16 protein-coding genes are annotated in these 17,259 nt (G+C 74.1%); 9 read left to right on the plus strand and 7 right to left on the minus strand.

All coding sequences use genetic code 11. The features are described from left to right. The first annotated feature begins 46 nt into the window (after positions 1-46). Positions 47-622, plus strand: a complete 576-nt coding sequence (locus ACFQ8C_RS05220) for a YdeI family protein (RefSeq protein WP_383452426.1) — start codon at positions 47-49, stop codon at positions 620-622. A gap of 137 nt (positions 623-759) precedes the next feature. Here ACFQ8C_RS05220 and ACFQ8C_RS05225 read toward each other — a convergent pair whose 3' ends face one another. Next, positions 760-1,182 carry a hypothetical protein gene (locus ACFQ8C_RS05225; RefSeq protein WP_383452428.1) on the minus strand — a complete coding sequence of 141 codons (423 nt, stop codon included), beginning with the start codon at positions 1,180-1,182 and terminating at the stop codon, positions 760-762. 76 nt (positions 1,183-1,258) lie between these two features. Between ACFQ8C_RS05225 and ACFQ8C_RS05230 the strand changes: the two genes are divergently transcribed. The 3 genes from ACFQ8C_RS05230 to ACFQ8C_RS05240 all read left to right on the plus strand — a co-directional run bounded on the left by ACFQ8C_RS05230 (position 1,259) and on the right by ACFQ8C_RS05240 (position 3,435). Beyond that, entirely contained in the window at positions 1,259-2,362 is a 1,104-nt protein-coding gene (locus ACFQ8C_RS05230) for a hypothetical protein (protein WP_383452430.1), read from the plus strand. Positions 2,363-2,410: 48 nt separating this feature from the next. Beyond that, positions 2,411-2,794: a VOC family protein gene (locus ACFQ8C_RS05235; protein ID WP_383452432.1), complete on the plus strand. Its 384-nt coding sequence runs from the start codon at positions 2,411-2,413 to the stop codon at positions 2,792-2,794. Positions 2,795-2,937: 143 nt separating this feature from the next. Then, positions 2,938-3,435, plus strand: coding sequence for a DUF1203 domain-containing protein (locus ACFQ8C_RS05240; protein WP_383452433.1), 498 nt, complete (start codon positions 2,938-2,940; stop codon positions 3,433-3,435). A gap of 54 nt (positions 3,436-3,489) precedes the next feature. Here ACFQ8C_RS05240 and ACFQ8C_RS05245 read toward each other — a convergent pair whose 3' ends face one another. Both ACFQ8C_RS05245 and ACFQ8C_RS05250 read right to left on the minus strand, forming a co-directional pair. Continuing rightward, positions 3,490-3,957 (minus strand): VOC family protein, encoded by a 468-nt coding sequence (locus ACFQ8C_RS05245; protein ID WP_383452435.1) that lies wholly within the window; start codon positions 3,955-3,957, stop codon positions 3,490-3,492. A 62-nt stretch (positions 3,958-4,019) separates the two neighbouring features. Continuing rightward, the gene (locus ACFQ8C_RS05250; RefSeq protein ID WP_383452437.1) at positions 4,020-4,487 is read right to left on the minus strand and encodes a winged helix-turn-helix transcriptional regulator; all 468 of its coding nucleotides are present in this window, start codon (positions 4,485-4,487) and stop codon (positions 4,020-4,022) included. A gap of 100 nt (positions 4,488-4,587) precedes the next feature. Between ACFQ8C_RS05250 and ACFQ8C_RS05255 the strand changes: the two genes are divergently transcribed. Beyond that, on the plus strand, positions 4,588-5,994 hold the full coding sequence (locus tag ACFQ8C_RS05255) for an MFS transporter (RefSeq protein WP_383452439.1): 1,407 nt from the start codon (positions 4,588-4,590) through the stop codon (positions 5,992-5,994). A 94-nt stretch (positions 5,995-6,088) separates the two neighbouring features. On the opposite strand, the gene rarD is transcribed toward ACFQ8C_RS05255, so the two are convergent. Beyond that, complete coding sequence (gene rarD / locus ACFQ8C_RS05260; RefSeq protein ID WP_383452441.1) at positions 6,089-7,144, minus strand: EamA family transporter RarD; 1,056 nt, start codon at positions 7,142-7,144, stop codon at positions 6,089-6,091. A gap of 102 nt (positions 7,145-7,246) precedes the next feature. After that, positions 7,247-8,122, minus strand: a complete 876-nt coding sequence (locus ACFQ8C_RS05265; RefSeq protein ID WP_383452443.1) for an SDR family oxidoreductase — start codon at positions 8,120-8,122, stop codon at positions 7,247-7,249. A gap of 212 nt (positions 8,123-8,334) precedes the next feature. Between ACFQ8C_RS05265 and ACFQ8C_RS05270 the strand changes: the two genes are divergently transcribed. The 4 genes from ACFQ8C_RS05270 (at position 8,335) to ACFQ8C_RS05285 (ending at position 14,098) form a co-directional block, all read left to right on the plus strand. Beyond that, positions 8,335-8,673, plus strand: coding sequence for a winged helix-turn-helix transcriptional regulator (locus tag ACFQ8C_RS05270; RefSeq protein ID WP_383452503.1), 339 nt, complete (start codon positions 8,335-8,337; stop codon positions 8,671-8,673). An 83-nt stretch (positions 8,674-8,756) separates the two neighbouring features. Next, positions 8,757-9,584 (plus strand): hypothetical protein, encoded by an 828-nt coding sequence (locus ACFQ8C_RS05275; protein ID WP_383452445.1) that lies wholly within the window; start codon positions 8,757-8,759, stop codon positions 9,582-9,584. A gap of 125 nt (positions 9,585-9,709) precedes the next feature. Continuing rightward, complete coding sequence (locus ACFQ8C_RS05280) at positions 9,710-11,896, plus strand: bifunctional serine/threonine-protein kinase/ABC transporter substrate-binding protein (protein ID WP_383452505.1); 2,187 nt, start codon at positions 9,710-9,712, stop codon at positions 11,894-11,896. A gap of 3 nt (positions 11,897-11,899) precedes the next feature. After that, on the plus strand, positions 11,900-14,098 hold the full coding sequence (locus tag ACFQ8C_RS05285; RefSeq protein WP_383452447.1) for a bifunctional serine/threonine-protein kinase/ABC transporter substrate-binding protein: 2,199 nt from the start codon (positions 11,900-11,902) through the stop codon (positions 14,096-14,098). Positions 14,099-14,147: 49 nt separating this feature from the next. Here the strand turns inward: ACFQ8C_RS05285 and ACFQ8C_RS05290 are convergent, their stop codons facing one another. Together ACFQ8C_RS05290 and ACFQ8C_RS05295 are read right to left on the minus strand one after the other, a co-directional pair. Beyond that, entirely contained in the window at positions 14,148-15,209 is a 1,062-nt protein-coding gene (locus tag ACFQ8C_RS05290; protein WP_383452449.1) for a 2-oxoacid:ferredoxin oxidoreductase subunit beta, read from the minus strand. Next, the gene (locus ACFQ8C_RS05295; RefSeq protein ID WP_383452451.1) at positions 15,202-17,139 is read right to left on the minus strand and encodes a 2-oxoacid:acceptor oxidoreductase subunit alpha; all 1,938 of its coding nucleotides are present in this window, start codon (positions 17,137-17,139) and stop codon (positions 15,202-15,204) included. The genes ACFQ8C_RS05290 and ACFQ8C_RS05295 overlap by 8 nt, the downstream gene beginning before the upstream one ends. Positions 17,140-17,259: the final 120 nt, after the last annotated feature.

The raw sequence follows: 17,259 nt of genomic DNA on the forward strand, positions 1-17,259 counted from the left end.
CGGGGTGTCGCGGACGGCGATCGGGCGGGTGTGGTTCGCTGCCGGGATGACTGAGGACCTGGAGATCGTCGCGTTCGCCTCAGCCGAGGCGTTCGAGGAATGGCTCGGGGAGAACCACGCCGTCCGGCCGGGCATCTGGCTCAAGATCCGCAAGAAGGCGCCGGGAGTCGTCGCGCTGGACTACGCCCAGGCGCTCGACGCGGCGCTCTGCTACGGCTGGATCGACGGGCAGAAGGCGAAGTTCGACGAGGAGTGGTGGCTCCAGCGGTTCACCCCGCGCAAGAGGAACAGCAGGTGGTCCAAGATCAACCGGGAGAAGGTGGCCGCCCTGGTCGCGCAGGGCCGGATGCGCCCGGCCGGGCAGGCCGAGGTCGACCGCGCGAAGGCGGACGGCCGCTGGGAGGCGGCGTACGACAGCGCCAAGGTGGCCACCGTGCCGGACGACCTCGCCGCGGCCCTGGCCGCCGACCCGGCCGCGGCGTCGTTCTTCGAGACGCTCGACCGCCAGAACCGCTACGCCGTCCTGTACCGGATCCAGGACGCCAAGAAGGCCGAGACCCGGGCGCGCCGGATCGAGAAGTTCGTGGCGATGCTGGCGAAGGGGGAGAAGCTGTACCCGTAGCCGGACTCGTGGCCGTGGCTGTGGCCGGACCCGTACCCATAGCCGGACTCGTGGCCGTGGCCGGACTCGTAGCCGGCCCGTGGCCGGACCCGTCGGCTCGGGTCACCGGCCGACGGTCACGCGCCCCCGGACAGGACCTAGTCCGCCGTCACGCCCCAGTAGCCGATCTCCGCCGGCTCGCCCTCCTCGTAGAGGGTCGTGCAGCGGCCGAGACCACGGTGGGGGAAGAGCTCGTCGTCGGCGCGGAGGGCCGCCTTCCATTCCGCGGCGGTGGGCCTGCCGTGCGGGCACCAGGCGCGGACCTCCTCCTCCGTCAACGGGCGCATGTAGGGGCCGTCTTCGGGCTCCGTCGCGGGGACCGTGTGGATCTGGTCCAGGACCGTGGCGGTGCCGCCGGTGAAGATGAACTCGGCCCAGTCCCCGCTCCTCCACAGCTCGGCGACCGTGCGGCCCTCGAACCCCCGGTCGTCCTCGGCCAGTTCCGCTTCCTGGGCCCGCCGGAAGGCGACCGCGAGATCGGCGTCGTACGGGCCCGTCTGCCACCAGCTGTTGCCACCCATGACCTGCCTCCACTTCCTCGGTCTTCCGTTCGAGGGGGAGCGTAGGGCGCGGGTACGACAACCTAGGCTGCTGCGCGTGGACATAGACCTCGGAAACGGAATCCTCGGCGCCGTCCTCGGCGTCGTCTTCGCGACCCTCTTCCAGCAGTCGGCGCAGGACCTGTGGTTCAAGGCGCGGCGCCGCGCGGCCGGGAAGGTGCGGAGCCTCACGTACCGGCCCGAAGAGGGAGGCGCGTGGGGGACCTTCTCGATCGGGCCGCTGCACACCTCCGCGCTGATCGTGGAGGGCGACGGGGAGCGGCCGATCGCGCCCGAGGCCGTCCACGTGCGGGTGCTGGAGGACGAGGTCGAGCTGCCCGCCGAACTGGCGCCCTGGAGGGCCGAGATCGAGGCGGAGGAGGCGCGGGCGGTCGCGTCCGGCGAGCGGCAGCCGGTCTGGAACGGGGAGCGGTACGCGGTCGAGTCCGTCGAGGTGACCCGTACGCCCCTCGACGAGGCCTCCGAGGTGCACCTGCGGCTGCGCCCCACCGACTACTACACCTTCCTCGCCGCCCAGCAGCTGGACCGGCGGCTGCCCGACGGCTCGACCCCGCGCGGGCGCTGGCTCGACCCGGACGCGCCGCTGACCGCGCCCTCCTTCCTCCAGTGCAGCTTCGGCGTGAACGTCGCCGTCGTCACGGCCGACGACCTGCTGGTGATCAGCCGGCGCGGGGACCGGGTCCGGATGGCGCCCGGGCTGTGGAACTCCTCCGTGAACGAGGGCCTCGCCCGGAACATCGACGCCTCGGGCCGTCACGCGCCCGACCTGCACGCGGTCGCCCGGCGCGGCATGCGCGAGGAACTCTCCCTGGAACCGCACGAGTTCACGCTCACGCTGCTCGCGTTCGTGCTCGACGTCGAGAGCCGGATGTGGAGCGCCCACTTCACCGCGCGGCTGACCGGACTGACGGGCGAGGAGCTGCGGGCCCGTACGAGCCGGGGCGTCGCGGACCGCTGGGAGCACGCCGCCATGGAGTACGTGCCCTTCCGCACGACCGACGTGGTCCGCCACCTCCTCTCCCCGGAACGGCGCCACCGGTGGGCCCCGCTCGCCCCCGCCCTCTTCCACCTCGCCCTCGTCCACGCCCACGGCCGCGGCTCGGTGGAGCGGGCGGAGGCGGCGGTGGTCCGGCGCCTGTAGGCGGCGGAAGGCGCCGCCGGAGCCCGGGCCGTGCGTACGCTGGGCCGCATGGCATGCCGCATCAGCGAACTGGTCCTCGAATGCGCCGACCCCGAACGGCTCGCCGTGTTCTGGAACGAGGTCCTCGGGTACGTCGAGGTCGGGCGGGAGGTCGACGGGAGCATCGAGATCGGGCCGCCCGGGGTCGGCTTCGGCGGGCCGCAGCCGACGATCGTCCTCAGCCCGAACGACGAACCCCGGACGGGGAAGGTCCGCCTGCACGTCGACGTCAACCCGACCGACCGTGACCAGGACGCCGAGCTGGAGCGGCTGCTCGCGCTCGGCGCCAGGCCCGCGGACGTCGGGCAGACGGGCGAGGAGGACTGGCACGTCCTGGCCGACCCGGAGGGCAACGTGTTCTGTCTGCTGCGGCGGCGCATCGCCCCGGCCTGACGGGCCCGGGCCGGTCCGGGCGCGTCACCCCGGCCCGACGGCCCAGGACGGCCCGGGCCGCCCGGCCCGGCCGGATCCGGGCCGTCGAGCGCGGGGTCCGAATGCCGCCAGCGGGACGCGGGGCGCGCGGCGAGGCTGGACGCATGAGCCTCTACACGCCACGGGCCGTCGAGCCCGCCGCCCTCGCCGCGCTCCGGTCCGTCGACGACGCCGGACGCCCCTGCCTCCCGTACGCCGCGGAGGAGGACGGCGACCCGCTGCGCTGCTGCCTGCGCCCCGGCCGCGCCGGAGAGCGCATCGCCCTCGTCTCGTACGCCCCGCTGCGGCGGTGGGCGGCCGCCGCGGGGGCCGCGCCGGGGGCGTACGACGAGGTGGGGCCGGTCTTCGTGCACGCGGAGGAGTGCGGGGGGCCGGGGAGCTCCGGCGCCTGGGAGGAGGAGGCGTACCCCTTCGAACGGGCGGGAGCCCTGCGGACGGTGCGCCGGTACGGGACGGACGGTCGCATCCTCGGCGGCCGGCTCGTCGAACTCCCGGGCCTCGACGAGGCGTTCGCCGAGGCCTTCGCCGATCCGGCCGTGGCGCTGGTGCACGTGCGGGCGGTCGAGTACGGCTGCTTCCACTTCGAGGTGCGGCGCCCCTGACGGGCGCGGGCCCGCTGCCGTGCCGGCCGTCCCGCTGCCGTGCCGGCCGCCCCGCTACTGCACGCAGAACTCGTTGCCCTCGGGGTCGGTCATCACCACCCACGCGCCGCCCTGCTCCGCCACCCGCCGCCGCACGCCCGCGCCCAGCTTCTCCAGGCGCTCCACCTGGGCGTCGCGGGTGCCGGGGCCGGCGTGCACGTCGAGGTGGAGGCGGTTCTTCACGGTCTTGGCCTCGGGGACCCGCTGGAAGAGGATCCGGCGGCCGAGACCGGCGCCGTTCTCCTCCGACACCGGGTCGTCCGGATGGCGCACGGCGGCGAGGTCGTGCCACCCGAGCCGCTCCTCCGGTGTGCCGGGGCGCACGGTCGCGGTCGCCTCGGCCGGCACGGCCCCGGCGGCGAGCAGCCGCGCGACGAGCCCGCTGTGGTCCTCCTCGACGTAGCCGAGGGCGGCGGCCCAGAAGGCGGCCTGGGCGTGCGGGTCGCGGGCGTCGATCACGACTTTCCAGTGCAGTGGTTCCATCCCCCATACGTACCCACGCCCACCCCCGCCTGCCACCGGAAGCCGTCACTCCGGGCGGCGGGCTACGCCGGGGTCGTCTCCCGGGCGTCGTAGCGCTCCCGCGCCACCGCGATCTCGTTCTGGTGGAGCTCCGTCCAGGTCACCAGGGAGCGGATCGTGGTGTGCAGGGTGGCGCCCAGCGGGGTGAGCTCGTAGTCGACGCGGGGCGGGACCGTGGGGTGGACGGTGCGCCGGACCAGGCCGTCGCGCTCCAGCTGGCGCAGGGTGACGGTCAGCATGCGCTGGCTCACGCCGTCGATCTCCCGGCGGAGCTGCGAGAAGCGGACCACCCTGTTCTCCAGGAGCGCGATCACCAGGAGCGACCACTTGTCGGCGATCCGGTCCAGGATCTGGCGGACCTCGCAGTCCTCGCGGGTGTCCCACTGGAAGGGGTCCGCGTCGCCGCCGTCGGGATGGCAGCCGCGCGGGGCGGCGGGGGCTCCGACGGTTACTCCAGGGGTACCGGGTGACTTCGAAGTGCCTTCTTCCATGCCTCCCGATGCTGCCGCAGGATCGAGGTGGTTACAAGAGGGAACCGGCCCTCGGAACGGTAACCACCCCACCCCAACCCACTTCCTTTCGGAGGCAGTTGTGTCTTTACGTGCCTGGGGGCTGCTCCTCGTCCTCAGCGGGGCGGTCTTCCTCGAAGGCATCGACGTCGCCATGCTCGCCGTCGCCGTCCCCGCCATCCGCGCCGACCTCGGCCTCACCACCTCCACCGCCGCCTGGGTGATGTCCGCCTACGTCCTCGGCTACGCCGGCTTCACCCTCCTCGGCGGGCGCGCCGCCGACCTCCTCGGCAGACGGCGGATGTTCCTCGGCTGGCTCACCGTCTTCCTGCTCTTCTCCGGCCTCGGCGCCCTCGCCGACGACGGCCCGACGCTCGTCCTCGCCCGCTTCGCCACCGGCGTCGCCGCCGCCTTCATGACCCCGGCGGCCCTGTCCGTCATCACCACCTCCTATCCGGAGGGGCCGCAGCGGGACAAGGCCCTGCTGGTCTTCGCGGGGGTCGCCGGCGGCGGCTTCTCGCTCGGCCTCGTCACCGGCGGCCTGCTCACCGAACTCGGCTGGCGCTGGGTCTTCATCGCGCCCGTCCTGTACGCCGCCGTCCTGCTGGCCGCCGCCGTCCGCCTCGTGCCGAAGGAGGACCGGACCCGCGGGGAGGAGCGGCCCCGGGGCGGCTTCGACCTGGCCGGGGCGCTGGCCGCCGCCGGGGCGATGCTCCTCCTGGCCTACGGCGTCGTCCGGCTGGAGCACGGGCTCGACGGGTGGGCCCTCACCCTCGGCGTGTTCGCCGCCGGGCTCGCCCTCGCCGCCGCCTTCGTCCGCGTCGAACGCCGGGCCGCCGTCCCGCTCGTCCGGCTGGGGCTGCTGCGCACGCCGTCCGTGCTCCGCGCCGACCTCGGCGCGCTGCTCTTCGTCGGCGCCTTCTTCGGCTTCCAGTTCGTCGCCACCCTCTACCTCCAGGAGCTGCGCGGCTGGTCCTCGCTCCACACCGCCCTGGCGCTCCTGGTGATGGGCGTCGACGCGGTCCTCGCCCCGACGCTGACCCCGCGCCTGGTGGCCCGGTACGGCAACGCCAAGGTGGTCCTCGGCGGCTTCCTCGCCGCCCTCGCCGCGTACGCGCTCTTCCTCCCGGTCGGACCCGACTGGTCGTACGCGGCGATGTTCCCGACCCTCCTCCTCACCGGCCTCGCCTTCTCCCTCGCGTACGGCCCGCTGACCATCGCCGGCACCGACGGCGTCGCGGAGCACGAGCAGGGGCTCGCGAGCGGGCTGCTCACCACCGCGACCCAGTTCGGTTCGGCGGTCGGCATCGCCGCCGTGACGGCCGTGTACGGGCTCTCCGGCGGCGGCCTCACCGGCTTCCGCGCGGCCCTCGCCGTGCCGGTGGTGCTGGTCGCCCTGGGCACCCTGGTCGCCGTCGCCGCCCTCCGCGCCGGCGGGCGCCGGCCGGCCGGGCCGGAGCGGGAGCCCGCCCGGGAGGTGACGGTCTGAGCCCGCCCCCGGAGCCGGTCCCGGGTGCACGCGCGCGTGCACGGGAAAGGCCCCGCCCGATTCCGGGCGGGGCCTTCGACGGCGGTGTGCGGGATCAGCCCCGCGGCTCGCGTACGGCCTCCGGTCCGGGCGCCGAGGCCGCCTCCGCCGCCTCCTGGGCCAGCCGGTCCGACGCCTCCTGGGCGGCGCGGACGACGGCCGCGCGGCTGCGGCGGGCGGTGCGGAGGGCGTCCCAGGTCAGCAGGACGAGGGCGAGCCAGACGAGGGAGAAGCCGGCCCAGCGCTCGGGCGGCATGGCCTCGTGGAAGTAGACGACGCCGAGGAGGAACTGGAAGGTGGGGGCCAGGTACTGGAGGAGGCCCAGGGTGGAGAGCGGGAGCCGGATCGCCGCCGCGCCGAAGCAGATCAGCGGGATCGCGGTGACGATGCCGGTCGAGGCGAGCAGCGCCATGTGGCCGGCGCCCTCGGTTCCGAAGGCGAGTTCGGAACGCGAGCCGAGGAAGACCAGATAGCCGAGGGCCGGCAGGAAGAGGACGGCGGTCTCCGCCGCCAGGGACTCCAGGCCGCCGAGGTTCACCTGCTTCTTCACCAGGCCGTAGACGGCGAAGGAGAAGGCGAGGGTGAGGGAGATCCACGGCGGGCGGCCGTAGCCGATCGCCAGCACCAGCACCGCCGCGAGGCCGATGCCGACGGCCGCCCACTGGGCCGGGCGGAGGCGTTCCTTCAGGACGAGGACGCCGAGCGCGATCGTCACCAGCGGGTTGATGAAGTAGCCGAGGGACGACTCGACGACGTGGCCGTGGTTGACCGACCAGATGTACAGGCCCCAGTTCACGGTGATGACGGTCGCGGCGATGGTCAGCAGGCCGAGCTTGCGCGGGTTGGCGAGCAGCTCCCGCACCCAGTCCCAGCGGCGCAGCGCCAGCAGGGCGAGGCCGACGAAGGCGAACGACCACACCATCCGGTGGGCGAGGATCTCGCCCGCGCCGGCCGGCTTCAGGAGCGGCCAGTAGAGCGGGACCAGGCCCCAGATCGCGTACGCGACGATGCCGTACACCAGACCGGCGCGGTTCTCGGTGCCCGCGCCGGTCTTCTCCGTCGTCCTCGTGGTGCCGCCGGTCCCGGCGACCGTCCCTCTTCCGCTGCCCATGAAAGCCTCCCGCCCTGCGCCGCGCTGTTCCGACGACGGTAGCGCCGCACGGGGCAGGCTGTCATGTGTGTACCGCCATACGGTCATGACCTTGGGGGTGGGTCACTCCGCCGCGGCGAGCGCCTCGTCGATCGTGGCGCCGATCGGGGTGGTCGGGCGGCCGATCAGCCGGGCGAGGTCGCCGGTCGTGACGGCCAGCGCGCCGCGCTCGATCGCCTTGTCCACGTCGACGAGGATCTCCGCGAAGAACTCCGGCACCCCCGCGCCCGTCAGGATCTCCAGGTGCGTCTCGGCCGGCACGTTCGTGTACGCGATCGCGCGCCCGCTGCGGGCGCCGATCTCCGCCGCGTACTCGGCGAGCGACCAGGCCTCGTCGCCGCTCAGCTCGTACGCGCGGCCCAGGTGCTCCTCGGTCGGGCCGGTCAGCACCGCCGCCGCGGCGGCCGCGTAGTCGGCGCGGGTGGCGGAGGCGATCCGGCCCTCGCCCGCGTTGGCGACGACGGCGCCGTGCGCGAGGACGGGGGCGAGGTTCGCGGTGTAGTTCTCGCTGTACCAGCCGTTGCGGAGGAAGGTGTGCGGCAGGCCGGAGGCGAGGATCAGCGCCTCCGTCTCCTTGTGCTCCGCGGCCAGGTCGAAGTCGGCCTCGGGGCCGCCCAGGACGCCGGTGTACGCGAGCTGGGCCACGCCCGCCGCCTTGGCCGCGTCGATCACGGCGGCGTGCTGCGGCACCCGCCGTCCGACCTCGCTGCCGGAGATCAGCAGCACCCGGTCGCCCGCCTCGAAGGCGCCGGCCAGCGTCTCCGGCTGCCCGTAGTCGGCGATCCGCAGCTCGACGCCGCGGTCGGCGAGGTCGGCGGCCTTCTCCTTGTTCCGCACGACGGCGACGACGGTCCCGGCGGGGACGGCCGGGTCGGCGAGGAGGGCGTCGACGACGAGACGGCCGAGCTGTCCGGTGGCTCCGGTGACGACGATGCTCATGGGGGGTTCCTTCGGGGTGTGGTGGGGAGGTGCACACTCACCGTACGATGGGCACTAACTTCAGGAAAGTACCCACTTTGAAGTAAGGTACTGGCATGGAGGTAAGTGTCGAGGTGAGCACCGAAACGAAGACCGAAACGAAGACCGGGACGCGCGCCGGGGCGAGTGCCGAGGTCCCCGTGAGGCCCCTGCTGGCGGACGTGGACGGCACCATGTGCCCGTCCCGACTGGTCCTGGAGCACGTCACCAGCCGCTGGGGCGTGCTCGTCCTGATCGCCCTCCTGGAGCGCTCGTACCGCTTCAGCGAACTGCGGCGGCGGATCGGCGGCGTCAGCGAGAAGATGCTCACGCAGACGCTCCAGACCCTGGAGCGCGACGGCTTCGTCCTCCGCGACGCCAAGCCCGTCATCCCGCCCCGCGTCGACTACGCCCTCACCCCCCTCGGCGAGGAGGCGGCCGGGCGGGTCGGCTCCCTCGCGCTCTGGACCGAGTCCCGGGTCCCCGACGTCGAGGCGGCCCGCGCCCGCTACGACGAAGCCCGCGCCCAATGAGCCTGTAGCGGACCGGAGTTGGTCGTTCCGCGCATACGATCGTGACCCCTGGGGGAATCGTGTGAGCGGGGGGTGGGGGAATCGTGTCCAGCGTACGGCTGTCGCGTGCCTGCTGTGCCGTCCTGGCGGGCGGGCTGCTGGTGACGGGATGCTCGGGAGGGGGCGGCGGGGGAGACGGGAAGAGCGGGACCCCGTCCGGTACGACCCCGGCGCCGACCGCGAGCGCGACCGCGACCGCGTCGCCCTCCGCGACCCCGAAGGAGCTCGGGTTCGCCCCCGATCCGGACCGCGCCCCCAAGACCCGGCCCGACGCGGTCGCGCTCGCCCGCGAGATCCTGTCCGGCGGGCCCGGATCCTGGGGCCCCGGATACGTCGAGCGGGACCCGTACCTCAGCCCCGAGGGCTACTGGCCCGTCCTCGACGAGGACTGCCGGTGGGAGACGGGAACCCTGCCGCGGACGGTCCTCCACAGCGTGACCGCCTACATGGAGCTCCCCGCCGCCGGCGGCAAGGGGACGGTCCGGGTCTCGTCCACCGTCACCGTCCACCGCACGGAGGACGCCGCCGACTGGGAGATGGCCGAGACCCTGGAGGAGGCACTGCGCTGCCCCGGCCAGACCCTCCGCGACGGCGAGCGGATCTCCGGCCTGATGTCGCTCGGCAACTCCTACGGTGTCGGAGGCAACCTGACCGCCTCCGACGCCGTCAACGAGCGCGGCACGTACCTCAAGGACGGCGTGCCCGGCGAGCACTACTACGGCTGGTCCCAGTCCCGGCTCGGCCAGGTGACCGTCGCCGTCTCCGCCAAGGGCGCCCCCGGCCACACCGAAGCCGACCTGGCCACGGCGATGGCCCAGGCCTCGGTGACCATGCTCACCCGTGCCGAGACCGCGCTGGAGGCAGAACAGTGACCGCACCGGACGACACCCCGGACGCGCAGGGGACACCGGGCGAGAGCGGGACACCGGCCGTGCCGGACCACGCCCCGGCCACCCCGCCGGCCCCGCCCGCGCCGGTCCCGGCCCCGCCGGGGCCCGTGCCGGGAGACCTCGCGCCGCTGTCTCCCTCCGACCCCTCCGGCATCGCCGGGTACCGGCTCCTCGGGCGGCTCGGAGCCGGCGGCATGGGCGTGGTCTACCTGGGACGTACGGACGCGGGCGAACTCGCCGCCGTGAAGGTGACGCTCTCCGACCGGGCCGAACAGGCCGACTTCCGGGCCCGGTTCCGGCGCGAGGTCGAGGCCGCCCGCCGGGTCGTCTCCCCGTGGGCCGTCCCGGTCCTCGGCGCCGACCCCGACGCCCCCGAACCCTGGCTCGCCACCGCCTTCGTGCCCGGGCCCTCCCTCGGCGAGGCGATCGCCGCGCACGGGCCGCTGCCCGGCCGCAGCCTCCGCGTCCTCGGCGGGGCCGTGGCCCGCGCGCTCGCCGCCGTCCACGCCGCCGGGCTCGTCCACCGGGACGTGAAGCCCGGCAACGTCCTCCTCGCCGTCGACGGGCCCCGGCTCATCGACTTCGGCATCGCCCGCGCCGCCGACCCCGCCGGGGAGACCGCGCTCACCGGCACCGACATGGTCGTCGGCACCCCCGGCTTCCTCGCGCCCGAGCAGGCGGAGGCCCGTACCGGAGACATCGGACCGGCCTCCGACGTCTTCGCCTTCGGCTGCCTCCTCGCCTACGCGGCCACCGGCCGCCCGCCCTTCGGCACCGGCGCCGTCGACGCCCTCATGTACCGGACCGTCCACGACGAGCCCGACCTCGCCGGCGTACCCGCCGGACTGCTGCCGGTGCTGCGGGAGTGCCTCGCCAAGGACCCGGCCGCCCGGCCCACCGCCGAGGAGCTCGTCGGGCGGCTCGTCGTGGACACTCCCGGCACCGCCGCCGACTGGCTGCCCGACCCCGTCGTCCGCACCATCGCCGAGCGCTCCGCCCGGATGCTCGCGCTCCCGGACATCGACGCGACCGCCGCCGACACGGCCCCGCCCGGGCCCCCCTCCCGCAGCCGCCGCCGCTTCCTCCTCGTCTCCGGCGCCGCCGCCGTCCTCGCCGCGGGCGGCGCCGGCACCTGGCTGGCCCTCCGCGACGACCGCCCGGACGCCAAGGGCACGCCCCCGCCGAAGGCCCGCCGGTGGACCATCGGCGTCCAGGCCGACCTCAGCGGACCCGGCAAGGAGGTCGGGCAGGCCCAGGAGCGCGGCGTCCGGCTCGCCGTCGAGGCCTTCAACTCCCGGAAGGACAGGCCGTTCACGCTCGACGTGAAGGTCTCCGACGACCGCGGCGACAAGACCCGCGCCCTCGCCGCCGCCCGCGTCCTCACCTCCGACCCCGACGTCCTCGGCATCATCGGCCCCAGCCACGACTACACCGGCCAGGAGTCGCTGCCCGCCTACGACGAGGCGGGACTCCCCGTCGTCACCGTCTCCGCGGGCCTCAACCTCCTCGTCAACCCCGCCCAGAACCAGGGCGGCAGCATCGTCCGGGCCTGTCCCATCCACGCCTTCAACGGGATGCACCTCGCCTACCACGCGCAGGCCGTCCACCACCCCGACCGCCCCGGGCTCCTCCAGGAACGCACCGACGACCCCTACTCCTGGCAGTTCGTGGTCGGTGCCGACTTCGGCTTCAAACAGGGCGGGATCCTGCCGCACCCCCGGGTCATCCCCGGCGGCGCCAAGGGCCTGGAGCGGGTCGTCGGCGAGATGGTGGACGCCGGCATCGACGCGTACGTCCACGCCGGACTCCTGCCCTCCGCCATCCGCGCCGCCAAGGCCCTCGACGCCCTCGGCTTCACCGGCCCCCGCCTCGCCGGACAGCACGTCTTCGGCGACCGCTTCCTGCGCGACGCGGGCCGCGCCGCCGAGGGCTGGACCCTCGGCGCGCCGGTCGCCGACCCCACCGTCCGCAAGGAGTCCACCGCCTTCGTCGCCGCCCACCGGGCCCGCTACGGCAACGCCCCCCTCTGGTACGCGGGCGAGGCCTACGACGTCACGCTCCTCCTCGCGAAGCACGTGCGGGCGGCGTACGAGAAGGGCGGCAAACGCCCCGACCGCGCCACCCTCGCGCCCCTCCTGCGCAAGGACGTCCACAAGGGGATCATGGGCGGCTACTCCTTCGACAAGGACGGCAACCTCAACGGCGTCGGCACCTTCCTCTACCGGGTGAAGGACGGGCGGTACCAGTCCCTCGGCGCCGCGCCCGCGACCCCCACGAAGAAGGCGGGCGGCTGATCCGTGCGCCCGCTCCACCGGTCCGACCCGTCCACGATCGCCGGCCACCGCCTGCTCGGCCGGCTCGGCTCCGGCGGCATGGGCGTCGTCTACCTGGCCCGCACCCCCGGCGGCGGGCTCGCCGCGGTCAAACTGATCCGCGCCGAGCACGCCGCCGACCCCGCCTTCCGCGAGCGCTTCCGCCGCGAGGCCCGCACCGCCGAGCGGATCGGCGGCCGCTGGACGGTCCGCGTCCTCGGCGCCGACCCGGAGGCCCGCGAACCCTGGCTCGCCACCGAGTACGTCCCCGGGCCCTCCCTCGCCGAGGCCGTCGCCCTCCACGGCCCCCTGCCCGAACCGGCCGTGCGGGCCTTCGGCGCCCGGCTCGCCGACGCCCTCGCCGACCTCCACGCGGTCGGTCTCGTCCACCGGGACGTCAAGCCCGCCAACGTCCTCCTCGCCCTCGACGGGCCCCGGCTCATCGACTTCGGCATCGCCCGCACCGCCGGGGCGACCGCCCTCACCGCCACCGACGCCATGATCGGCACCCCCGGCTACCTCGCCCCCGAACAGGCCAGGGTCGCCGGAGCCGGCGAAGTCGGCCCGCCCGCCGACGTGTTCGCGTTCGGCTGCGTCCTCGCCTACGTCCTCACCGGCGAACGCCCCTTCGGCACCGGCACGGTCGCCTCCGTCGTCTACCGCACGGTCCACGAGGAACCCGAACTCGACGCCGTCCCCGACTCCCTGAGGCCGCTCGTCACCGCCTGCCTGGCCAAGGACCCGGCCGCGCGGCCCACCGCCGAGGCCGTCCGGGACGCGCTCGGCGGCACCGGGGGCCCCGCCGGCGAGCTGCTGCCGGCCGGGCTGCCCGCCCTCATCGCCGAGCGCTCCGCCCACGTCCTCGACCTGCCCGTCCCGGAGCCGACGGCGCTGGTGCCCGCCGACCCCCCGCGCGGCCCGTCCCGGCGGAGGCTGATCATCGGCGGCTCCGCCGCGCTCGTCGCCGGCGCCGGCGGCCTCACGGCCTGGCTCGCCACCCGCCCCACCGGCACCGGGGCCGCCACCGGCACCGGCACCCGCGCCCTCGCCACGTACACGATCGGCGTCCAGACCGACCTCAGCGGCCCCCGCAAGGCCGACGGACGCGCCCAGGAACGGGGCGCCCGGCTCGCCGTCGAGCAGTTCAACACCCGCCCCGACCGCCCCTTCGACCTCGCCGTCCAGGTCCGCGACGACGCGGGCGACCCGCGCCGGGCCGCCGCCGCCGCCGAGGCCCTCGGCGCCGACCGCTCCGTCGTCGCCGTCCTCGGCCCCACGACGCAGGAGGCGATCCTCGCGGCCGTGCCCGTCCACCGGCGCACCGGACTCCTTTGCGCGGCCATCGCCACCGGCCTCGACCAGGGACAGCTCGTGGAGAGTCTGCCCACCGGCGTCTACTTCGAGATGCGGCCGGTGGGCACCACCCTGCAGCTCGCCTTCTCGACAGCCGGCCTGGCCCGCGGCTTCAGCCGTTTCGCGGTCGTGGAGGACCTGGCGAGCGGCCGGTACGCCTGGTACATGGGCAACGACGCCGAGACCACGCTCGACCAGGTCGGCGTGACCGTCGCGAGACGACCGGTCGCCGCGGACAGCGAGGACTTCGCCGCGGCGGTCAGGCCCCTCGTCGCGGGCGGCGCCCAGGCCCTCCTCTACGCCGGGACGTCGCCGCGCCGCGCCGGACTCTGTGCCCGGGCGCTCGCCCGGGAGGGCTTCGACGGGCTGTGCGGCGGGATCGAACCCCTTCTGGAGAAGGAGTTCCTCACCACCGCCGGATCCGCGGCCGAGGGCTGGTTCATCGGCACCAGCTACGTCGACCCGGACGTGCTCCCGGCCGGCAAGGCCTTCGCCGCCGCCTACCGGAAGCGCTGGGGCGTGCCCGCCGCGACCCCCGTCGAGCGGTACGCGGTCGAGGCGTACGACGCCGTCCACGCCTTCGCCGAGTCCCTCGCGGGCCTGCGGAAGGACGGGCTCACGGTGCAGCGCGACGGGGTCGCCCACCGGCTCGCGGAGGGCACCTACACCGGGGTGGCGAAGAAGTACGGCTTCGACTCCGTGCGCAACTACCGCTTCTTCGACGAGGTGTTCGCGTACCGGATCGAGAAGGGCGTCCCGCGCTGCCTCGGGCGCTCCGTGGAGGTCAACCAGAAGGAGAAGGAGCGCCGCGAGGCGTCCTCGACGGGCTGAGGGGCGCGGCCGGTGCCGGCCGCGCCCCTCGCCCGCTCGTGACGGAAGGTCAGCCGACCACGGTCCAGGTGTCGTTGCCGGCGAGGAGCCGGGCCAGGTCGCCCTCGCCCTGCTGTTCCACCGCGCGGTCGAGCTGCTCGGCCATCAGGGTGTCGTAGACCGGGCGTTCCACCGAGCGGAGGACGCCGATGGGGGTCTGGTGGAGGGTGTCGGGGTCGGCGAGGCGGGAGAGCGCGAAGGCGGTCGTCGGGGAGGCGGCGTGCGCGTCGTGGACGAGGATCCGGGACTCGTTCTCCGGCGTGACCGCGACGACCTCCAGGTCGCCGGTGGCGGGGTCGCGGACGACGCCCTTGCCGAGCTCGGCGCCGAAGCGGATCGGCTGCCCGTGCTCCAGGCGGATCACGGCCTCCTGGGCCTGGTCCTTGTCCTTGAGGACCTCGAAGGCGCCGTCGTTGAAGATGTTGCAGTTCTGGTAGATCTCCACCAGCGCCGTGCCGTTGTGGTCGGCGGCCTGGCGCAGCACCTCGGTGAGGTGCTTGCGGTCGGAGTCGACCGTGCGGGCGACGAAGGTGGCCTCCGCGCCGATCGCCAGCGACACCGGGTTGAAGGGGGCGTCGAGGGAGCCCATCGGGGTCGACTTGGTGATCTTGCCGACCTCGGAGGTGGGGGAGTACTGGCCCTTGGTGAGGCCGTAGATCCGGTTGTTGAAGAGCAGGATCTTGAGGTTCACGTTGCGGCGCAGGGCGTGGATGAGGTGGTTGCCGCCGATGGAGAGCGCGTCGCCGTCGCCGGTGACGACCCAGACGGACAGGTCGCGCCGCGAGGTCGCCAGGCCGGTGGCGATGGCCGGGGCGCGGCCGTGGATGGAGTGCATCCCGTAGGTGTTCATGTAGTACGGGAAGCGGGAGGAGCAGCCGATGCCGGAGACGAAGACGATGTTCTCCTTCGCCAGGCCCAGCTCGGGCATGAAGCCCTGGACGGCGGCGAGGACGGCGTAGTCACCGCAGCCGGGGCACCAGCGGACCTCCTGGTCGGACTTGAAGTCCTTCATGGTCTGCCGGGCCTGGGCCTTGGGCACCAGGTGGAGCAGCGGCTCAGAGGTCTCAGGCATCGATGGCCTCCTTGAGGGCGGCGGCGAGCTGCTCGGCCTTGAACGGCATGCCGTTGACCTGGGTGTGGGAGCGGGCGTCGACCAGGTACTTCGCGCGGACGAGGGTGGCGAGCTGGCCGAGGTTCATCTCGGGGATCACGACCTTCTCGTACCGCCCCAGGACCTCGCCGAGGTTCTTCGGGAAGGGGTTGAGGTGGCGGAGGTGGGCCTGGGCGATGTGGCCGCCCTCGCGGCGGATGCGGCGTACGGCGGCGGTGATCGGGCCGTACGTCGAGCCCCAGCCGAGGACCAGGGTCCGGGCGCCGTCCGGGTCGTCGACGTCGAGGTCGGGGACGTCGATGCCGTCGATCTTGGCCTGGCGGGTGCGGACCATGAGGTCGTGGTTGGCGGGGTCGTACGAGATGTTGCCGGTGCCGTCCTGCTTCTCGATGCCGCCGATGCGGTGCTCCAGGCCGGGGGTGCCGGGGACGGCCCAGGGGCGGGCCAGGGTCTCCGGGTCGCGCTTGTACGGCCAGAAGACCTCGGTGCCGTCGGCCTGGGTGTGGTTCGGGCCGGTGGCGAAGGCGGTCCGCAGGTCGGGCAGGCCGTCGACCTCGGGGATCCGCCAGGGCTCGGAGCCGTTGGCGAGGTAGCCGTCGGAGAGGAGGAAGACGGGGGTGCGGTAGGTGAGCGCGATGCGGGCCGCCTCCAGGGCGGCGTCGAAGCAGTCGGCCGGGGTCTTCGGGGCGACGACCGGCACCGGGGCCTCGCCGTTGCGCCCGTACATGGCCTGGAGGAGGTCGGCCTGCTCGGTCTTGGTGGGCAGACCGGTGGACGGGCCGCCGCGCTGGATGTCGACGACGAGGAGCGGCAGCTCCAGGGAGACCGCGAGTCCGATCGTCTCGGACTTCAGCGCCACGCCGGGGCCGGAGGTCGTCGTCACCGCCAGGGAGCCGCCGAAGGCGGCACCGAGGGCGGCGCCGATGCCGGCGATCTCGTCCTCGGCCTGGAAGGTCCGCACGCCGAAGTTCTTGTGCCGGCTGAGCTCGTGCAGGATGTCCGAGGCCGGGGTGATCGGGTAGGAGCCCAGGTAGAGCGGCAGCTCCGCCTGCCTGCTCGCGGCGATCAGGCCGTAGGACAGGGCGAGGTTCCCGGAGATGTTGCGGTACGTGCCCGTGGGGAACGCGCGGGTGGCGGGGGCGACCTCGTAGGAGACGGCGAAGTCCTCGGTGGTCTCGCCGAAGTTCCAGCCGGCCCGGAAGGCGGCCACGTTCGCCTCGGCGATCTGCGGCTTCTTCGCGAACTTGGACCGCAGGAACGCCTCCGTGCCCTCGGTGGGCCGGTGGTACATCCAGGAGAGCAGCCCGAGCGCGAACATGTTCTTGCTCCGCTCGGCCTCCTTCCGGGACAGGCCGAACTCCTTCAGCGCCTCGATGGTCAGCGTCGTCAGCGGCACCGGGTGCACCCGGTAACCGTCCAGCGACCCGTCCTCCAGGGGGTTCTCGGCGTACCCGACCTTGGCCATGGCCCGCTTGGCGAACTCGTCCGTGTTCACGATGATCTCGCCACCGCGCGGCACGTCGGCGATGTTCGCCTTGAGGGCGGCGGGGTTCATCGCGACCAGCACGTTCGGCGCGTCGCCGGGGGTCAGGATGTCGTGGTCGGCGAAGTGCAGCTGGAAGGACGAGACACCCGGCAGGGTGCCGGCGGGCGCCCGGATCTCGGCCGGGAAGTTCGGCAGCGTGGACAGGTCGTTCCCGAAGGACGCCGTCTCCGAGGTGAACCGGTCACCCGTGAGCTGCATGCCGTCACCGGAGTCGCCCGCGAACCGGATGATCACCCGGTCGAGACGTCGGACTTCCTTCTCGGCGCCGTTGCGGGCCTCCGCCGGGGCGCTGCGCTGCTCCCCGAGCAGGGCCTCGCCGGCCTCGCTACTGACCTGGCTGGTCACTTACTGGACCTCCCTAGCGGCAAGCGGGACTCTGCGGCCCACCCTACGACGGTGAGGTGGGCCTTCCCGGGACTTCTCACATGATGGGCCTCGGTCCGAGACACCCATTTGACTGGCATT

This window comes from Streptomyces sp. NPDC056503 (assembly GCF_042794995.1).
In the GTDB taxonomy this organism is placed as follows: Bacteria; Actinomycetota; Actinomycetes; order Streptomycetales; family Streptomycetaceae; genus Streptomyces.

Coding starts and splice junctions, on each gene's coding strand:
- rarD (WP_383452441.1), bottom strand. CDS start 7,144: ATGGGCAGCGGAAGAGGGACGGTCGCCGGGACCGGCGGCACCACGAGG.
- ACFQ8C_RS05235 (WP_383452432.1), top strand. CDS start 2,411: ATGGCATGCCGCATCAGCGAACTGGTCCTCGAATGCGCCGACCCCGAA.
- ACFQ8C_RS05250 (WP_383452437.1), bottom strand. CDS start 4,487: ATGGAAGAAGGCACTTCGAAGTCACCCGGTACCCCTGGAGTAACCGTC.
- ACFQ8C_RS05270 (WP_383452503.1), top strand. CDS start 8,335: ATGTGCCCGTCCCGACTGGTCCTGGAGCACGTCACCAGCCGCTGGGGC.
- ACFQ8C_RS05265 (WP_383452443.1), bottom strand. CDS start 8,122: ATGAGCATCGTCGTCACCGGAGCCACCGGACAGCTCGGCCGTCTCGTC.
- ACFQ8C_RS05290 (WP_383452449.1), bottom strand. CDS start 15,209: ATGCCTGAGACCTCTGAGCCGCTGCTCCACCTGGTGCCCAAGGCCCAG.
- ACFQ8C_RS05240 (WP_383452433.1), top strand. CDS start 2,938: ATGAGCCTCTACACGCCACGGGCCGTCGAGCCCGCCGCCCTCGCCGCG.
- ACFQ8C_RS05220 (WP_383452426.1), top strand. CDS start 47: ATGACTGAGGACCTGGAGATCGTCGCGTTCGCCTCAGCCGAGGCGTTC.
- ACFQ8C_RS05225 (WP_383452428.1), bottom strand. CDS start 1,182: ATGGGTGGCAACAGCTGGTGGCAGACGGGCCCGTACGACGCCGATCTC.
- ACFQ8C_RS05245 (WP_383452435.1), bottom strand. CDS start 3,957: ATGGAACCACTGCACTGGAAAGTCGTGATCGACGCCCGCGACCCGCAC.